Origin of the sequence: Mycobacteroides franklinii (genome assembly GCF_002013895.1) — a bacterium.
GTDB lineage: Bacteria > Actinomycetota > Actinomycetes > Mycobacteriales > Mycobacteriaceae > Mycobacterium > Mycobacterium franklinii.
Window position 1 is genome coordinate 15034 of the sequence record NZ_MAFQ01000007.1, and the last position, 14507, is coordinate 29540.

The following is a 14507-nucleotide window of genomic DNA, read 5'->3' on the forward strand; positions in this document are numbered from 1 at the left end:
GGACACGGCCCGGCCCCGGTAGAAGGACGTCCATAGTGTCCTATGACGTCTACTTCGTACGTCAGCACCCTCCCGAGAACTTCGAGGACGTTTCGGAGAACGAACATCCGCTGAAGCAATCGCCGGATCTACGTTCCCGGCTCACTGCCGAGATGAACACCCCCGAGGTTTTCGAGGGTTCGGACGGCAAGTGGGAACTCACCGATTCGCTCACCAGCGTGCAGGTGAACTACGCACCCGACGGCGTGGGTATCGGTGTTTCCTACGGCGCTGCGACATCGGACGAATTCGACACACGCGTCGAGCATTTGAAGCGGCTGGCGAAGATCATCGAAGAAGAGACCGGACTCACCGCGTGGGATCCGCAGGCGGATGCCGTTTTCTCTGATGTGACCTTGGACCAATCCCGTCGGGCGTTCGGTGAGTTCGAGAGCGTTCGCGACGATGTCGAGTCGGAGCAGTCGGAGCAGTCGGAGCAGTCGGAGGGTCCCGCTGAGGGTTCCAAAGACGAATCCAATGCTGAAGACAGCGGATCCGGAATGCTCCGAGAGGTCGGCGTTCTCCTGCTGATCGCCTTGGTGCTCTACTGCATCACGCAGAACTTCATCGCCCGGCCGTACCTCATCCCATCGGAGTCGATGGAACCGACGCTGCACGGCTGCCGTGGATGCACCGGTGACCGGATCATGGTCGACAAAGTGGTGTTCCGGCTTTCTGACCCCGAGCCCGGTGAAGTGGTGGTCTTCAAGGGCCCGCCGGAGTGGAACGGCAACTACAAGTCGATCCGCTCGTCGAACACCGCCGTCAGGTACGTGCAGAACGCCCTTTCCTTCATCGGCGTGGTCCCGCCCGACGAGAACGATTTGGTGAAGCGCGTCATTGCCACGGGTGGGCAGACGGTGGAATGCCGCCCGAACACGGGGCTGACCGTCAACGGCAAGAAGCTCAACGAGCCCTACTTGGACCCGGAGACCATCGGACCGAATATCGATGGGTGCTGGGGCTTTCCGTTCGGCCCGATCACGGTGCCGGAAGGCAAGCTTTGGATGATGGGGGACAACCGCACACATAGCGGAGATTCCCGCGCGCACTGCCAAAGCCGGGATCGCGACGCCGGACTCGACGTCGATATCGAGCGCAAGATCTACTGCACCGGTGACCCCAACATCGGCACGGTGCCCGTGGCCAACGTCATCGGCAAGGCACGTTTCATCGCATGGCCACCCGGTCGCTGGGGCGCCGTCAAAACGGTGAATCCCCAGACCTAGTTCTTGCGGGTATGAGTACCAGCTGGCCGCCACGTACGGTGATTCGCAAGGCATCCGGATTGCGAACCCTCGAATTGACCCTCGACAGAGTGGGATTGGGCCCAGTCGCCGGTGTCGACGAGGCGGGGCGGGGAGCCTGCGCGGGTCCGTTGGTGATCGCCGCTTGTGTGCTTGGTTCCAATCAGCGCAAAAGCCTTGCCGCGCTCAATGACTCGAAGAAGCTCACCGAGAAGATGCGCGAGACGCTGTTTCCCCTGATCTGCCGGTACGCCGAGGCATATCACGTCGTGTCGGTGCCCGCCGACGAGGTGGATCGGATCGGCGTGCATGTGGCGAACATCGAAGGAATGCGCCGGGCGGTGGCCGGCCTGGGCGTCAAGCCCGGATATGTATTGACGGACGGGTTCCGGGTGCCGGGATTGCCGGTGCCGTCCCTGCCGGTGATCGGTGGTGACGCCTCGGCCGCGTGCATCGCGGCGGCGAGCGTGTTGGCCAAGGTCAGCCGGGATCGGGTGATGGTGGCCATGGATTCCGAGCACCCCGGATATGGATTTGCGATACACAAGGGCTACAGCACGGCCGTCCACACCGAGGCGTTGCAGCGTCTGGGACCCTCAGCTCAGCATCGACAATCGTTTGTGAACGTGCGCAATGCAGCGCTGGGAAGTTCACAGGGGGGATAATGGAAGACCTATGAGCGCTGAAGACCTCGAAAAATACGAAACCGAGATGGAACTCTCGCTGTATCGCGAGTACAAGGACATCGTCGGGCAGTTCAGCTATGTGGTGGAGACCGAGCGACGGTTCTACCTGGCCAATAGCGTCGAGGTGATTCCCCGGAACACCGATTCCGAGGTGTACTTCGAGCTGCGACTCTCCGATGCGTGGGTCTGGGACCTGTTCCGGCCGGCACGCTTCGTCAAGCACGTGCGTGTCATCACGTTCAAGGACGTCAACATCGAAGAGGTCGACAAGCCAGAACTGCGCCTACCGGAGTAGATCTCCGGCAGACGCAGCTCGGCCCATGTGATTTACGGGATGCTCACGCATCCCACGTTGTCGACGCATCCACCGCCGCCGCCGGGTCCGCCGTGACCGCCGCCGACACCCGGAATGCTGCCTCCGCCGCCGCCGGGTCCGCCGCCGCCCGTGGGGCCGCCCGGAATGCTCCCGCTGCCGCCGTCGGGTCCGCCGCCTCCGGTCGGGCCACCCGGAATGGCGCCCGAGCCACCATTGGGTCCACCGCCTCCCGTCACGCCGGGAGCCGGCGTGCCTTCGGGCGCACCGCTGGGCGCGGGGGTGGTCGTCGTAGTCGTGGTGGTTGTGGTCGTCGTGCTGGTACTTGTGGGGCTATTGTCATTGCTTGTGCCGCATCCGGCCAGGGTTGCGCTCAAAGCAATGGCACATCCGGCAAAAACCTTGGCGGACTTGACTGTTCGCGTCTTCATCTGATGCTCCCGATTAGATGTGTGGGGCTTCTTTGATCTTGCTGTTCTCATTGCCCAACGTCTTGCAGTAGGCCAAGGCGGAGTTCCGTGCTGCCGTGGTCTGCAGACCGCTGGGATCTTGTGTGTTCTCGTCCTTGAGCCACTTGGTGACCGCGTCGTTCTGTGTGTTCTCGTCCTGGGTGAGATATTCCTTGCATGTGGTGTCACCACCCTGATTGATCACGCTGGAACAACCCGCCAGCGAGACCGCGGCCGCCGCACATATGACCGTTGCGAACTTCTTGGACATGGACGGAATCACTACGGCCCCTTCTGTTGTGGATTGCTGGAATGTGTTGTTGGTCAACGTCTGCCGCTGACGAGGCGCAGGAGGAACAAAAGAATGCATGCGCCAACCAGCGCGGTGATGAAGGTCAGAATCCAGCCGAAACCGTAGGTGCCGACGTCGAGCAGGCTCAGTAGGAATCCGCCCAGCAGTCCGCCCACGATGCCCACCACAATGTTGAGCAGAAGCCCCTGCTGAGCATCGGTGCCCATGATCTTGCTGGCTACCCAACCGGCGAGCCCGCCGATCACGATCCATGCGATCCAGCCGATGCCGAAGCCGAGGTGTGCTGCCGCAACATTGGCAGCCAGAGATGTGATCATGTGTAGGTTCCTGGTCTTTGTAGGGGTGGGGGCGGACCGCTGCGGCGGCCGGTGCTACTTCTCGGCGTCTTCGCGAGCCTCGTGCACGGCAGCCTCGGCGCGGGCCTTCTCTGCTTCCGCTTCCTTGGTGGCTACCTCACGCTGGGCCTCGGCCTTGTCCTGCTGCGCCTGGCCTTCGCGCTCCAGTGACTCGTCGTCGGTGAGCTTGCCGAAGGCCTCCTTGGCCTTGCCCTTGACGTCTTCGACGATGCCCTTGATTCCGGCTTCGATTCCGTTGTCCCTGTTGTCATCGCTCATGTCTCGCTCCTTTTCAGTGCGTGTGTGCGGTGCAACCGCCTGGTGTCACCTCGTCGTGAGGTAACAAATCCACCGTAGCAAGGGTTGTGTACTACGTAAACTACTTCGTAAACAAACAGGTGCTGGCCAGGCGTTTAACTGGCCGAGGTACCGTCTTGTGGACGGCGAAGCCGCCACGGGAACGCCGTCATGGCCCGAGCCCAGACATGCACGGTGGGAGTGACGGACGCATTGGATGAGACGGAAAGCACAGCGGTTGCCGGCAACCCCGAGGGGCGCCGACCGAGGTCACTGACCCGTGCCGAGATTCTCGATACCGCGATCGAGTTGGTGGACCGTGAAGGGTTGGATCAGCTGACCATGCGGCGCCTTGGTTCCGCGTGTGGGGTCGAGGCGATGGCCTTGTACCGCCACGTGCACGGCCGCCAGGACTTGCTCGGCGGCATCGTGGACCACTTGGTGGAGAAGCTGTACGACGATCAATTGGCGGCCCGTCGTCAAGAGGACGGCTGGCAGGACTATCTGGTCAGGCTCGCTCATGGCGTGCGTGCGATTGCGATCGAGCATCCGCACCTGTTTCCGACACTGGCGACGCGGCCACCGGAGGCCCCGTGGGTCCGGCCACCGCTGCGCAGCATGAAGTGGATGGAGACGTTCCTGGACACGCTGATCTCCTACGGCTTTGACGATCGGACCGCGGTGTCCGCGTACCGCGCGTATACGACGTTCCTGCTCGGTCAGCTGCTGCTGGAGGTATCCGCGCGCGGGGCCTCGTTGAGTCCCGTCGAAGACGAGCTGCCGGAGAGAACACTGCGCAGTCTGTCGAACTATCCGAACCTGCAGCGGATGCAGAAACAACTCAGCGAGGATCACGGCGCAACCGAATTCGAAGAGGCGCTGGAATCCCTACTGGACCGGCTGGAGAACGGCGCACCGCGGTAACAGTCCGAGCATTGGCTTGCTGAGATCCGTTCGGATCGGGCAGATTCTGGGCTCCTGTGATGGGAATTACTGCCCAACGGAGCATCGTTCGAGTTGCGCACCCGCGGCTTGTAGCCCATTCTCAGCCGATGGGCAATTTGCTGATGAGGGTGACGGCCATGATTGCGCCGGTAATTGTGGTAGCCCTGCCGCTGGGCTCGTCACCCCCAGCCGTGTCTGCGAATCCGGTGCATTGTGCGCCGTCGAAGACGAGTAAGGACGTCTGCACCGCGAACCACGATGCGGAGATCAAGTCAGCGCCCAACTCAAAGGACCTTCCAGGACCCGCGTCGGGCGCGATCGGCAAGGTGGCGCCGGTGGTTCACCCGGTCAAGATGTGGAACTAGTGGATGTCCGCTACTTGTGGATGAATTCGACTCTGTGGATAACTGTCGTCTGGCGTAGCCGAACCGTGCGTTGACGTCAGGGCTCATCGGAATGGTTGGGTCCATGACACATTCCCTGAGCAGATCTCAGATCGGTACCCGCGGAGAGGATCTCGCCGCCGACTACCTACGGGGGGACGGGTATACGGTCCTCGACCGCAATTGGCGCTGCCGGCACGGGGAGATCGACATCATCGCGGCTCGCGACGAGTTGTTGGTTTTTGTCGAGGTGAAGACCCGAACCGGCCACAGATTCGGAACGCCGGCGGAAGCGGTCACGTACACCAAGCTGCGTAGATTGCGCAGGCTTGCGGGTATCTGGCTGGCTACGCAGAGTGGTTCGTGGTCGGCGGTGCGCATCGATGTGATCGAGGTCCGGTTGGGACGGACGGCACCGGAGATCACTCATATTCACGGGGTGAGCTGAGATGGCATTGGGGAGGGCGTATTCCGTCGCGGTCAAGGCAGTGACTGGCCAGACCGTGGAGATCGAGGCCGATATCAGTGCGGGACTACCCGGAGTGCACCTGGTCGGTCTGCCCGATGCCGCACTGCAGGAATCTCGCGACCGCGTGCGTGCGGCGATCACCAACTGCGGGTTCACCTGGCCGGCATCGCGGCTCACGTTGGCTCTGTCGCCGGCCACGCTGCCGAAGATGGGGTCGGTGTACGACCTCGCGCTGGCCACTGCGGTGTTGTCGGCCAACAAGGCAATTCCGCCGACACGACTGGAAAAGACGTTGCTTCTGGGGGAGTTGGCGCTTGACGGGCGAGTCCGCCCGATCCGAGGGGTGCTGCCGGCGGTGTTGGCGGCCAAGCGCGATGGGTGGCCAACCGCGGTGGTTCCTCAGGCGAATCTGGGCGAGGCGGGGCTGGTCGAGGGTATCGAAGTATTGGGCGTCCGGACCCTACGTCAGCTGACGGCATGGCTGTGCACCGAGGGCGAGCTGGATCCGGTGCTGCCGTCGGACTTTCGGCAAGAGGCCGACATTCCGGATATGGCGGACGTCGTCGGTCATACCGACGCGCGCTTCGCTGTCGAGCTGGCAGCGGCCGGTGCGCATCACCTAATGTTGACCGGGCCGCCCGGGATAGGGAAAACGATGCTGGCGCAACGCCTACCGGGTCTACTGCCGCCGCTGACCGACGATGAGGCGCTCGAGGTGACGGCGGTCCATTCGGTAGCGGGTCTATTGACGGCCCAGCAGCCGTTGATCACCGAACCGCCGTTTGTGGCGCCGCACCACACCTCGAGTGTCGCGGCGCTCGTCGGCGGCGGCTCCGGTACTGCGAAACCCGGTGCGGTCAGCATGGCCCATCGCGGGGTGTTGTTCCTCGACGAATGTGCCGAACTGTCCACTCCCGCGCTGGAGGCATTGCGGACCCCGTTGGAGGACGGGGAGATTCGACTGGCACGGCGCGACGGAGTCGTCGCCTACCCAGCCCGATTTCAACTGGTGCTGGCGGCTAACCCGTGCCCGTGTGCTCCCGCTAATCCGCGTGATTGCACCTGCCCGGCCCCGCTGCGTCGCCGGTACCTCGGTAAGTTATCGGGACCTCTTCTTGATCGGGTGGATCTTCGGGTCCGGATGCACCCGATCAGCGAGACCGCGCTCAACGACGCTGCCGAGGGCACGGCGCTGGTTCGCGAGCGCGTCCTACTGGCTCGGGACCGGGCCTCGCGCCGGTGGTCCGACTATGGGTTTCGCGTGAATGCGGACGCACCGGGGCCGCTGCTGCGCAGGGAGTTTCGACCATCGCGGGCGGTCATGGAGCCGCTGCGCAACGCGATGGAGCGTGGTCTCATCAGTGTTCGGGCACTGGATCGATGCTTACGTGTCGCGTGGACCCTGGCGGACCTCGGCGGACGCGATCTACCGAACGCCGAGGACGTCAAGCTCGCATTGACGTTTCGTGACAAGCGATGAGCGATGAGACGGCCGATTGGGCCTACCTGTCACGTGTCAGCGAGGCGCCCAGCGCGGAACTTGCGGCCATGGTGTCGGTGTTCGGGCCACAGGAGACCGCGGCGCGGGTCCGGCGGCTGGACGTCCCCGAACGCGTGCGGTCAATTGTGCGGGCTAGGCACGATGTTGACCGCAGCCGTGAGGATCTGGAGATTCTGTCGCGTCTCGGCGGGCGCTTGGTGACGCCCACGGACGCGGAATGGCCGCAGTGGCAGTTCCAGGCTTTCGGATCGGTGGATACCACGCGGATGCCGAGTGGGCGTGCCCCGCTCGCATTGTGGGTAGTGGGGGAGCACTCGCTTTCAGAGGTTACGTCGCGCGCTGCGGCGCTCGTCGGGACCAGGGCATGCAGCGGATACGGCGAACACGTCGCGGCGGACCTGTCCGCGGGTCTGGTGGCCCGGGATGTGACAGTGGTCTCGGGTGCCGCATTCGGGATCGACGGGGTCGCGCATCGCGCCGCCCTGGCCTGCGACGGAATGACGGTCGCTGTGCTCGCGGGCGGAGTGGACGTGCCGTATCCGTCGGGGCACTCCGGGTTGCTCTATCGAATCTCCAGGCATGGGCTGGTGATCAGTGAGTACCCGCCAGGGGTGCGGCCCGCTCGATATCGATTCCTGACGCGCAATCGGCTGGTGGCGGCTCTCTCCGGGGCGACCGTCGTGGTGGAGGCGGGTGTGCGCAGTGGAGCTGCCAATACCGCGGCCTGGGCGCGGGCGTTGGGGCGACCGGTCGGCGCGGTACCGGGGCCGATCACCTCTGCCGTCTCGGCAGGTACCCACATTGAGATTGCCGAACGGGGAGCCCAGCTCGTGGTCTGCGCACAGGATGTGGTTGCTCTTGCGGGCAGGTTGGGTGAGTTCGCGGCCGATCCGGACCGCCCCACCAGCATGGTCGACGGCCTCGGCGAGGACGAGAAACGTGTCTACGAGTCCTTACCCGGCCGCGGCAGCACGACGGTGCAGGAGTTGGTTCGTGAGTCGGGATTGAGCACTGGGCGGGTTCGGGGTGCGCTGGCGATTCTGGAGCTCGAGCAGTTGGTGGTCGAGGCCGCGGGGGACTGGAAAATCAGGCGCACCAGCTTGGTTCGCAGAGCCAGTGCTTAGTCCCCTTGGTGTACAGATGAATTCATGCTCGGCAATACCACACCCATCCGTGTGCTTCCAGCGCTGCGGCACTGTTTGCCAACTGTGTCTTCATCTAGTTTCTCAGACAATTAGATCAATCCATTCTGATGCGGGCTCAGTTTTGACGTCAGAGTCGGAAGATCCAGATCATCCCAACTTCCCAGGCGCAGAAAGCCTTTCGGATAGGTTGAGCATGCGTCGTACTCGGCGTCTATTGCCTTGCGGCGGTGGATGATTCCTGTGAATATGCTGATGTTCGTTGCGTCATGGACGTATTCCAGGCATATTTGAATGGAAGTGTCCTGAATGGTCTATGCATGTCGGGGAGATCTGCAGGGACTGTTGGCCTCGGCGCTGAGGTGACGCGAATTTTCAAATTCGTCTGCAGCAGATGGCATTTCAATAGATATCAGAGAGCCTCGTGACTGGGCTCATCTTCTCGCCTTGTGTCGAGCGTCACATGCGAACCATACCCCGGTAGGGTATGAAGGAGATATGGGATCTGATCCGAAGTCCTCGTGGGCAGCACTCAAAGAGGGTAACCAGCGTTTTGTGGGTGGTTTTCCGCAGCATCCGAGCCAGGGGGTTGCGCGTCGGGCCGAGTTGGCCAGTGGTCAGAACCCCAATGTGTTGTTGTTCGGTTGCTCCGATAGCCGGGTGGCCGCGGAGATCATTTTCGATCAGGGCCTGGGTGACATGTTCATCGTGCGTACGGCCGGTCAGGTGATCGACTCGGCGGTGCTGGGTTCGATCGAGTATGCGGTCGCGGTCTTGGGTGTGCCGTTGATTGCGATCTTGGGGCATGACTCCTGTGGTGCGGTGGGCGCCACGGTGGCGGCCCTGGACACCGGAGAAGTGCCGGATGGGTACATCCGGGACTTGGTGGTGCGGGTGATGCCTTCGATCCTGGGCGGCCGTAAGGACGGGTTGTCGCGCATTGATGAGTTCGAGGCCCGTCATGTCGAAGAGACGGGGATCAAGCTGTTGCAGCGCTCGCAGGTGGTGGCCGATGCGGTCAAGGCCAACAAGCTCGCGCTGGTGTATCTGACTTACAAACTGGCCGACGGACGCGTCGTGCTGCACGGCCACGTCGGCGATATCGATAGCCCCTAAGGAGACGGACATGAATTGGAAGGGCCGGTCCGCGACTTTGGAGAGCGGATCTAGAGACGACGTCGAAATCGGCGAGGATAAGGATGCGGCCGCCGCATCGAAAGCTGCTGATGTGGTGATAACCCGTGAGGCTGCGATCGGCTCCGAGGCCCGACTGTCCTGGCTGCTTTCCGGGCTAGCGGGAATGGTTGGGGCGGTTGCCTTCTTGCACAGCGCGGGCTACTTCGTCACGTTCATGACCGGAAACACCGAGCGCGCCGTACTGACGTGGTTCAAAGTCACCGACAAGCAGCAAGTGGCAGGTGCGGGCCCGATTGCTGCTATCTCGATGATCGGCGCCTTCCTGTTCGGCGTCATCGTGGCGTCCTACTGCAGACGAAAGTTCTGGAAGAACCACCCGCACGGAGCCACGGTCCTGACCACCTTTGGCCTGCTGGCCGCCGCGGCGGTCGACTTCTTTCAGGACCGGGGCTTCAACGCGAACATCGACGTACACTTCACGCCGATACTGTTGTTGGCCTTCTCGATTGGTGCCTTGAACACATCATTCGTCAAGAAGGGTGAAACGGCCATTCCCCTGAGCTATGTCACGGGGACCGTCGTCAAATTGGGGCAGGGCATCGAGCGGCACCTGTTCGGCCGGGGCTCGGTCTTCGAATGGCTGGGATACGCGATGCTCTACTTGTCGTTCACTTTGGGGGCCGCGACCGGCGGCGTGATCGCCTCGCTGTACAGCGGATCCAAGGTGATACTCACCGTCGGAATAATATGTGGCGCAACAACACTCGTCACATTCTTTCATTCCGACCGTAAGACCATTCTCGGTTGATCAGTACTACGGCTAGTCAAAACACTCACGAAAGGATGCATGTTATGGAGCCTGGATTCCAGATATATGAGTCGCACAAGGCTGAGGCGGCCAGTCCGATTGAGCATACGAATGACCTGTTCATGGCGTTGATCATTGCGGCCCTGTTCATCTCGCTGGGGATTGCCAAATTCGGGCCATTCTGGCTCATCAACTACTGACTGTTGCCTTGGTGAGGGCTGTCGCGTTCGTTGGGCGTCCGGGTGATCCGCCATGGAGCTGAGGCAGCTCGAGTACTTTCTCGCGGTGGCCGAGCACGCGAATTTCACCCGAGCCGCGGAAGCGCTGCACGTTGCTCAACCATGGGTGAGTGCTCAGGTTCGGCGACTGGAGCGCGAGCTGGGCAACGAGCTGTTCGATCGTTCCAGCAGGGTGCTCAGACTGACCGAGTTCGGCAAGACGCTATTGCCGCTTGCCGGAGCAGCGCTGGGAACCGTAGGCGAAATACGGTCAGCGGCCGATGCCGTGGCGGGCGTGCTGGCCGGACAGTTGTCGATAGGGACCGTGCCACACTCGCCGCCCTTGCTCGCGGAAGCTTTGGCGGTGTTCCGTAGGGCGCACCCGGCGGTGGCGGTGACGTTGACCGAGGCCAGATCCGACCAACTCACTACGGCAGTGCTCGAACGCCAGCTTCATATGGCGGTCATGGGTTGGGTTGCCCAGCCGCCGCCTCAACTCCGAGAGCAGATTGTGGCCAAGGAGAACATCGTGGCGCTAGTTCATCGCGACGATCCCTTGGCGGCACGGGATTCGGTAGCCCTTGCAGAGTTGCGGAACAGTGCGCTCATCAGTCACCCGCAAGGGTGTGAGATACGGGAGACACTCGACCGGGCCTGCCTAGCAACAGGATTCACGCCGCGCATAGTCTTCGAAACAAGCTCGGCGGATATGATGAGGCATCTCGTCGCCCGCGATCTCGGCGTCGCGGTGACACCGAAATTGGCCCCCGACCAGCTGGGCGGGCTTCGTCAGATCGACCTCTCCGACCGGACGATGAGTGGACAGCTTTCCCTGATTTGGCGCGGAAAGGGTGCCACGCCTGAGGTGGTCGCGTTTGCGGCATGTGTTGACGAATTGTGCCGCAAGGAGGCCAACCTCGTTTCGTGACGGGCGTGGTCGCTGCAGTTCGTGGATCGGTCAGCCGTACCACTCAAATGCTACGAATACCGCAAGCACGATGAGGACCACGTTGACCGGGGCGAGTTTCCATTCGTTGCGACGGACGTGGACACCGAAGGCACCTGCCTGCAACACTGCCAGCCCGGCAGCGGCGAGTGGGCTCAGGACCGGTGCGATCCCCGTCGCGTGCGGAACCACGACGCCGATCGCCCCCAGCACCTCTAATCCGCCGATCGCTTTGACGACATTGGGTGAGAAATCGTTGGCCCAGGCCAGGTTGGGATTGGCAACGATTTTCTCGTACGGGGTGATCAGCTTGAACACGCCAGCACCCAGGTGCACGACGGCCAGTACGCCGGCGCAAATCCATAACCAGGTATCCATCGCGCCAGTATGACCGGCCGTAACGACGGTGTTCGGCGAACCCGATAAAGATCATGACCACTGTGCGGACGTCCTCGGGGCAATTGCCGGCGAGTGGGGGGATGATGGCTGAGGAGGAAGGATGTGACGGATTTCGTGACTGAAGCGGGTGAGCTGACGCGGCGCCCTCGTGGCAGACCGCGCAAGGGTGGGGAAGGAGTGTCGGCAGACGCCATTTTCACCGCTGCGTTGCGGGCATTCGCGACTCACGGCTATCAGGGTGTGTCGATGCGCACGCTCAATCGCGAACTGGGCGTCAGTCATAACCTGCTGCATCAACGCTTTTCGTCCAAGGAACAGCTGTGGTACGCGGCCGTCGACTGGGGGTTTCAGGCGATCATCGACAAGGTTCTGGCCGATGATGACGAAAGCCTGGGCCCGTCCGCCCGCATCAAGCGATTCATCAAGATTTTTGTCATGTTTGCCGCCGAGCATCCGGATCTGATCCGGATCATGGACATCGAGGCGGGCCAGGACAGCGACCGACTGCAGCACATCTGCAAGGCATACGTACTGCCCATGCAGGACAGATTGGGGCCGGTATATGAGGAGGCCGTGGCCGCCGGAGAACTACGTCAAGTGCCGCTGCAGACGAGTTTCTTCCTCATCACCTCGGGCACCGCTGCCCTGTTCAGCAGCGCCGCCATGGCGCGCACCGTGTTCGGCGATAACGTGCTCGACCCTGATCAGGTCAAGGCCCATGCCGAGGCGGCCGCCGAGCTGATCATCCGGGGTCTGCTGCCCTGACGTAGGTGCCCGTCGGCTGCGATTTCTCCGTATAGTCAAGGCAATTGACATAGAAGATCGACGCAGGAGGCGATATGACACGCCCACTCCACGAGTTGCAGGTGGTTCGGACCGAGCAGGTGACCCCGCACATCACCCGGGTGGTGCTCGGTGGTAACGGATTTGACGGTTTCGAGGTGAGCGAGTTCACCGACAGCTACGCCAAGCTGATTTTCCTTCCGGAGGACCACGCTGGGCCGGGTCCGCGGGATATCGATCAGGCGCGCGATATGCAGGCCACCGTGCGTACCTACACCATTCGTTCTGTCGACACCGACAGCCGCGAGATCGCCATCGATTTCGTGGTGCACGGAGACGCCGGCGTCGCAGGTCCATGGGCCTCCCGGGCGAAGGCCGGAGACAAGCTGTATGTCACCGACTCGCACGGCGCGTACTCGCCCGATCCCGCTGCCGACTGGCATCTGCTCGCCGGTGACGAGGCGGCCGTCCCGGCGATCAGCGTGGCGCTACAGGCTCTTCCACAGAACGCACGTGCCAAGGTGTTCATTGAGGTGGCAGGTCCGCAGGACGAGATCGATTTCGACACCCGCGGCGATGTCGAGGTGGTCTGGGTTCACCGCGGCGCCGGAGCCGATGAGGTCGACGAGGAACACGCCGGGGACAACGCCCCGCTGGTAGAGGCGGTGCGCTCGGCGGAATGGTTGCCGGGTCAGGTACAGGTGTTCATCCACGGCGAGGCGCAGACCGTCATGCACAAGCTGCGACCGTATATCCGTAAGGAGCGTGGAGTGTCGCCCACATGGGCCGCGTCGATCTCGGGATACTGGCGCCGCGGCCGCACGGAGGAGACTTTCCGCGTGTGGAAACAAGAGCTGGCGGCTGCCGAAGCTACCGTGAGGGAGTGACGCCGCAGCTGACCGCGATCCTCGACGAATTCGCCGAGCATCTTGCGCTGGAGCGCGGGCGGTCAGTACACACCCAGCGTGCTTATCGTGGCGACCTCACGCTGCTGTTCGACCATCTGTCGGCATCCAACCCCGATGCGACCCTGGCGGACCTGTCACTGCCGGCGCTGCGGTCTTGGCTAGGGGTTCAAGCCAGGCAAGGTGCGGCACGTTCCACCGTCGCCCGGCGTACGTCTGCGGTGAAGATCTTCACCGCATGGGCGACCCGCCGCGGTTTGATGCCGACAGATCCCGCGATTCGCCTGCAGCAGCCTAAGTCTCGTCGAACTCTTCCTGCGGTGCTGCGACAAGACCAAGCCGTCGCGGCGATGGAAGCGGCGCATTCTGGTGCGGAGCAAGATGATCCGATGGCGTTGCGCGATCGGTTGATCGTCGAAATGCTCTACGCCACCGGAATCCGGGTCAGCGAGCTGTGCGGGTTGGACATCGACGATATTGACCGGTCGCGAAAGGTGTTGCGCGTCTTGGGTAAGGGCGACAAGGAGCGCACGGTGCCCTTCGGTGGTCCCGCCGCTGATGCCCTGACGGCCTGGCTGGATCGCGGTAGACCACATCTGGCCGTTCCGGCATCGGGGTCTGCGTTGCTTCTCGGTGCCCGCGGCCGGCGCATCGATCCGCGTCAGGTCCGCACGGTGGTGCACCAGACCATGTCCGCTGTTCCTGGTGCCCCGGATATTGGCCCGCATGGGTTGCGGCACAGTGCCGCAACCCATCTGCTGGAAGGCGGCGCGGACCTGCGCGTCGTTCAGGAGCTGCTGGGGCACTCGACGCTGGCCACCACACAGCTCTACACCCACGTCACCGTGGCGCGCCTGCGCGCCGTCCACGACCAGGCGCATCCACGGGCGTGACGGTCAGTGATCAGGCTTGGTTCTCCGCAGGAGTGCGGCACTGATGCGGTTGGCGCAGCGTCGCAAGCGATGACGTTGGGCCTTCGTCGCCAGGTCTGTCTTCTCTTGCCGGGATTGCTTGCGCATCGCGCGGCTCACCTCGCGCTGGTAGTAGCTCATTGAGTCGTTGCCGCCCGTGGCCCACAGCGCCAGCGTGACCAGCAGCAGCAGTGCGATCACTCCGGCTACCGTGGGCACGGCGTATACCTGCGATTCGGCGCGTGCCATGTGCCGATGCGAATCCGCAGAGAGCCGAGGTT

21 protein-coding genes are annotated in these 14507 nt (G+C 62.8%); 15 read left to right on the top strand and 6 right to left on the bottom strand.

Translation table 11 applies throughout. The features are described from left to right. The first annotated feature begins 35 nt into the window (after positions 1–35). The 3 genes from lepB to B4393_RS12785 are packed head-to-tail and all read left to right on the top strand — an operon-like array spanning position 36 to position 2267. Positions 36–1268, top strand: coding sequence for a signal peptidase I (lepB, locus tag B4393_RS12775; protein ID WP_078334488.1), 1233 nt, complete (start codon positions 36–38; stop codon positions 1266–1268). A gap of 11 nt (positions 1269–1279) precedes the next feature. Continuing rightward, the gene (locus B4393_RS12780) at positions 1280–1951 is read left to right on the top strand and encodes a ribonuclease HII (protein WP_078334489.1); all 672 of its coding nucleotides are present in this window, start codon (positions 1280–1282) and stop codon (positions 1949–1951) included. A 10-nt stretch (positions 1952–1961) separates the two neighbouring features. After that, positions 1962–2267, top strand: coding sequence for a DUF2469 domain-containing protein (locus B4393_RS12785; protein WP_005056986.1), 306 nt, complete (start codon positions 1962–1964; stop codon positions 2265–2267). A 32-nt stretch (positions 2268–2299) separates the two neighbouring features. On the opposite strand, the gene B4393_RS12790 is transcribed toward B4393_RS12785, so the two are convergent. Genes B4393_RS12790 through mbp1 form a run of 4 tightly spaced genes read right to left on the bottom strand, consistent with a single transcriptional unit; the run spans position 2300 to position 3661 of the window. Beyond that, the gene (locus tag B4393_RS12790) at positions 2300–2716 is read right to left on the bottom strand and encodes a hypothetical protein (RefSeq protein WP_078334490.1); all 417 of its coding nucleotides are present in this window, start codon (positions 2714–2716) and stop codon (positions 2300–2302) included. A gap of 13 nt (positions 2717–2729) precedes the next feature. After that, positions 2730–3017 carry a hypothetical protein gene (locus B4393_RS12795; protein ID WP_078334683.1) on the bottom strand — a complete coding sequence of 96 codons (288 nt, stop codon included), beginning with the start codon at positions 3015–3017 and terminating at the stop codon, positions 2730–2732. 41 nt (positions 3018–3058) lie between these two features. Continuing rightward, positions 3059–3364 carry a GlsB/YeaQ/YmgE family stress response membrane protein gene (locus tag B4393_RS12800; protein WP_070934968.1) on the bottom strand — a complete coding sequence of 102 codons (306 nt, stop codon included), beginning with the start codon at positions 3362–3364 and terminating at the stop codon, positions 3059–3061. A 54-nt stretch (positions 3365–3418) separates the two neighbouring features. Continuing rightward, positions 3419–3661, bottom strand: coding sequence for a microaggregate-binding protein 1 (gene mbp1 / locus B4393_RS12805; protein ID WP_078334491.1), 243 nt, complete (start codon positions 3659–3661; stop codon positions 3419–3421). Positions 3662–3850: 189 nt separating this feature from the next. Here mbp1 and B4393_RS12810 point away from each other — a divergent pair, with 189 nt between their 5' ends. From B4393_RS12810 to B4393_RS12845, 9 genes are all read left to right on the top strand, one after another. Next, positions 3851–4603, top strand: coding sequence for a TetR/AcrR family transcriptional regulator (locus B4393_RS12810; RefSeq protein WP_078334492.1), 753 nt, complete (start codon positions 3851–3853; stop codon positions 4601–4603). Positions 4604–4752: 149 nt separating this feature from the next. Beyond that, entirely contained in the window at positions 4753–4989 is a 237-nt protein-coding gene (locus B4393_RS12815; RefSeq protein WP_078334684.1) for a hypothetical protein, read from the top strand. A 103-nt stretch (positions 4990–5092) separates the two neighbouring features. After that, a complete protein-coding gene (locus B4393_RS12820; protein WP_078334493.1) occupies positions 5093–5455 on the top strand; it encodes a YraN family protein in 363 nt (120 codons plus the stop codon). A gap of 1 nt (position 5456) precedes the next feature. Then, positions 5457–6956 carry a YifB family Mg chelatase-like AAA ATPase gene (locus B4393_RS12825; RefSeq protein ID WP_078334494.1) on the top strand — a complete coding sequence of 500 codons (1500 nt, stop codon included), beginning with the start codon at positions 5457–5459 and terminating at the stop codon, positions 6954–6956. After that, positions 6953–8101 carry a DNA-processing protein DprA gene (gene dprA, locus B4393_RS12830; protein WP_078334495.1) on the top strand — a complete coding sequence of 383 codons (1149 nt, stop codon included), beginning with the start codon at positions 6953–6955 and terminating at the stop codon, positions 8099–8101. Before B4393_RS12825 ends, dprA begins: the two co-directional genes overlap by 4 nt. A 516-nt stretch (positions 8102–8617) precedes the next feature. Next, the gene (locus B4393_RS12835) at positions 8618–9235 is read left to right on the top strand and encodes a carbonic anhydrase (RefSeq protein WP_078334496.1); all 618 of its coding nucleotides are present in this window, start codon (positions 8618–8620) and stop codon (positions 9233–9235) included. Between the two features lie 10 nt (positions 9236–9245). After that, a complete protein-coding gene (locus B4393_RS12840) occupies positions 9246–10064 on the top strand; it encodes a YoaK family protein (protein WP_078334497.1) in 819 nt (272 codons plus the stop codon). A gap of 44 nt (positions 10065–10108) precedes the next feature. Further along, positions 10109–10264, top strand: a complete 156-nt coding sequence (locus B4393_RS27195; protein WP_109558316.1) for a hypothetical protein — start codon at positions 10109–10111, stop codon at positions 10262–10264. Positions 10265–10316: 52 nt separating this feature from the next. Then, positions 10317–11210 (top strand): LysR family transcriptional regulator, encoded by an 894-nt coding sequence (locus B4393_RS12845; RefSeq protein ID WP_078334498.1) that lies wholly within the window; start codon positions 10317–10319, stop codon positions 11208–11210. 30 nt (positions 11211–11240) lie between these two features. Here the strand turns inward: B4393_RS12845 and B4393_RS12850 are convergent, their stop codons facing one another. Continuing rightward, positions 11241–11606: a DoxX family protein gene (locus B4393_RS12850; RefSeq protein ID WP_078334499.1), complete on the bottom strand. Its 366-nt coding sequence runs from the start codon at positions 11604–11606 to the stop codon at positions 11241–11243. Between the two features lie 198 nt (positions 11607–11804). Between B4393_RS12850 and B4393_RS12855 the strand changes: the two genes are divergently transcribed. The 3 genes from B4393_RS12855 to B4393_RS12865 all read left to right on the top strand — a co-directional run bounded on the left by B4393_RS12855 (position 11805) and on the right by B4393_RS12865 (position 14208). After that, the gene (locus B4393_RS12855) at positions 11805–12392 is read left to right on the top strand and encodes a TetR/AcrR family transcriptional regulator (RefSeq protein ID WP_078334500.1); all 588 of its coding nucleotides are present in this window, start codon (positions 11805–11807) and stop codon (positions 12390–12392) included. A gap of 74 nt (positions 12393–12466) precedes the next feature. Next, positions 12467–13297: a siderophore-interacting protein gene (locus tag B4393_RS12860; RefSeq protein ID WP_078334501.1), complete on the top strand. Its 831-nt coding sequence runs from the start codon at positions 12467–12469 to the stop codon at positions 13295–13297. Beyond that, positions 13294–14208 carry a tyrosine recombinase XerC gene (locus B4393_RS12865; RefSeq protein WP_109551287.1) on the top strand — a complete coding sequence of 305 codons (915 nt, stop codon included), beginning with the start codon at positions 13294–13296 and terminating at the stop codon, positions 14206–14208. The genes B4393_RS12860 and B4393_RS12865 overlap by 4 nt, the downstream gene beginning before the upstream one ends. 3 nt (positions 14209–14211) lie before the next feature. Here B4393_RS12865 and B4393_RS12870 read toward each other — a convergent pair whose 3' ends face one another. Beyond that, a complete protein-coding gene (locus tag B4393_RS12870) occupies positions 14212–14445 on the bottom strand; it encodes a hypothetical protein (protein WP_078334502.1) in 234 nt (77 codons plus the stop codon). Positions 14446–14507 lie beyond the last annotated feature (62 nt).

What these genes read in the sequence shown, in the direction of transcription:
- dprA (WP_078334495.1), top strand. Translation starts at nt 6,953, where the DNA reads ATGAGCGATGAGACGGCCGATTGGGCCTACCTGTCACGTGTCAGCGAG.
- B4393_RS12840 (WP_078334497.1), top strand. Translation starts at nt 9,246, where the DNA reads ATGAATTGGAAGGGCCGGTCCGCGACTTTGGAGAGCGGATCTAGAGAC.
- B4393_RS12790 (WP_078334490.1), bottom strand. Translation starts at nt 2,716, where the DNA reads ATGAAGACGCGAACAGTCAAGTCCGCCAAGGTTTTTGCCGGATGTGCC.
- B4393_RS12800 (WP_070934968.1), bottom strand. Translation starts at nt 3,364, where the DNA reads ATGATCACATCTCTGGCTGCCAATGTTGCGGCAGCACACCTCGGCTTC.
- B4393_RS12785 (WP_005056986.1), top strand. Translation starts at nt 1,962, where the DNA reads ATGAGCGCTGAAGACCTCGAAAAATACGAAACCGAGATGGAACTCTCG.
- mbp1 (WP_078334491.1), bottom strand. Translation starts at nt 3,661, where the DNA reads ATGAGCGATGACAACAGGGACAACGGAATCGAAGCCGGAATCAAGGGC.
- B4393_RS12860 (WP_078334501.1), top strand. Translation starts at nt 12,467, where the DNA reads ATGACACGCCCACTCCACGAGTTGCAGGTGGTTCGGACCGAGCAGGTG.
- B4393_RS12850 (WP_078334499.1), bottom strand. Translation starts at nt 11,606, where the DNA reads ATGGATACCTGGTTATGGATTTGCGCCGGCGTACTGGCCGTCGTGCAC.
- B4393_RS27195 (WP_109558316.1), top strand. Translation starts at nt 10,109, where the DNA reads ATGGAGCCTGGATTCCAGATATATGAGTCGCACAAGGCTGAGGCGGCC.
- B4393_RS12835 (WP_078334496.1), top strand. Translation starts at nt 8,618, where the DNA reads ATGGGATCTGATCCGAAGTCCTCGTGGGCAGCACTCAAAGAGGGTAAC.
- B4393_RS12825 (WP_078334494.1), top strand. Translation starts at nt 5,457, where the DNA reads ATGGCATTGGGGAGGGCGTATTCCGTCGCGGTCAAGGCAGTGACTGGC.
- B4393_RS12780 (WP_078334489.1), top strand. Translation starts at nt 1,280, where the DNA reads ATGAGTACCAGCTGGCCGCCACGTACGGTGATTCGCAAGGCATCCGGA.
- B4393_RS12845 (WP_078334498.1), top strand. Translation starts at nt 10,317, where the DNA reads ATGGAGCTGAGGCAGCTCGAGTACTTTCTCGCGGTGGCCGAGCACGCG.
- B4393_RS12810 (WP_078334492.1), top strand. Translation starts at nt 3,851, where the DNA reads ATGGCCCGAGCCCAGACATGCACGGTGGGAGTGACGGACGCATTGGAT.
- B4393_RS12820 (WP_078334493.1), top strand. Translation starts at nt 5,093, where the DNA reads ATGACACATTCCCTGAGCAGATCTCAGATCGGTACCCGCGGAGAGGAT.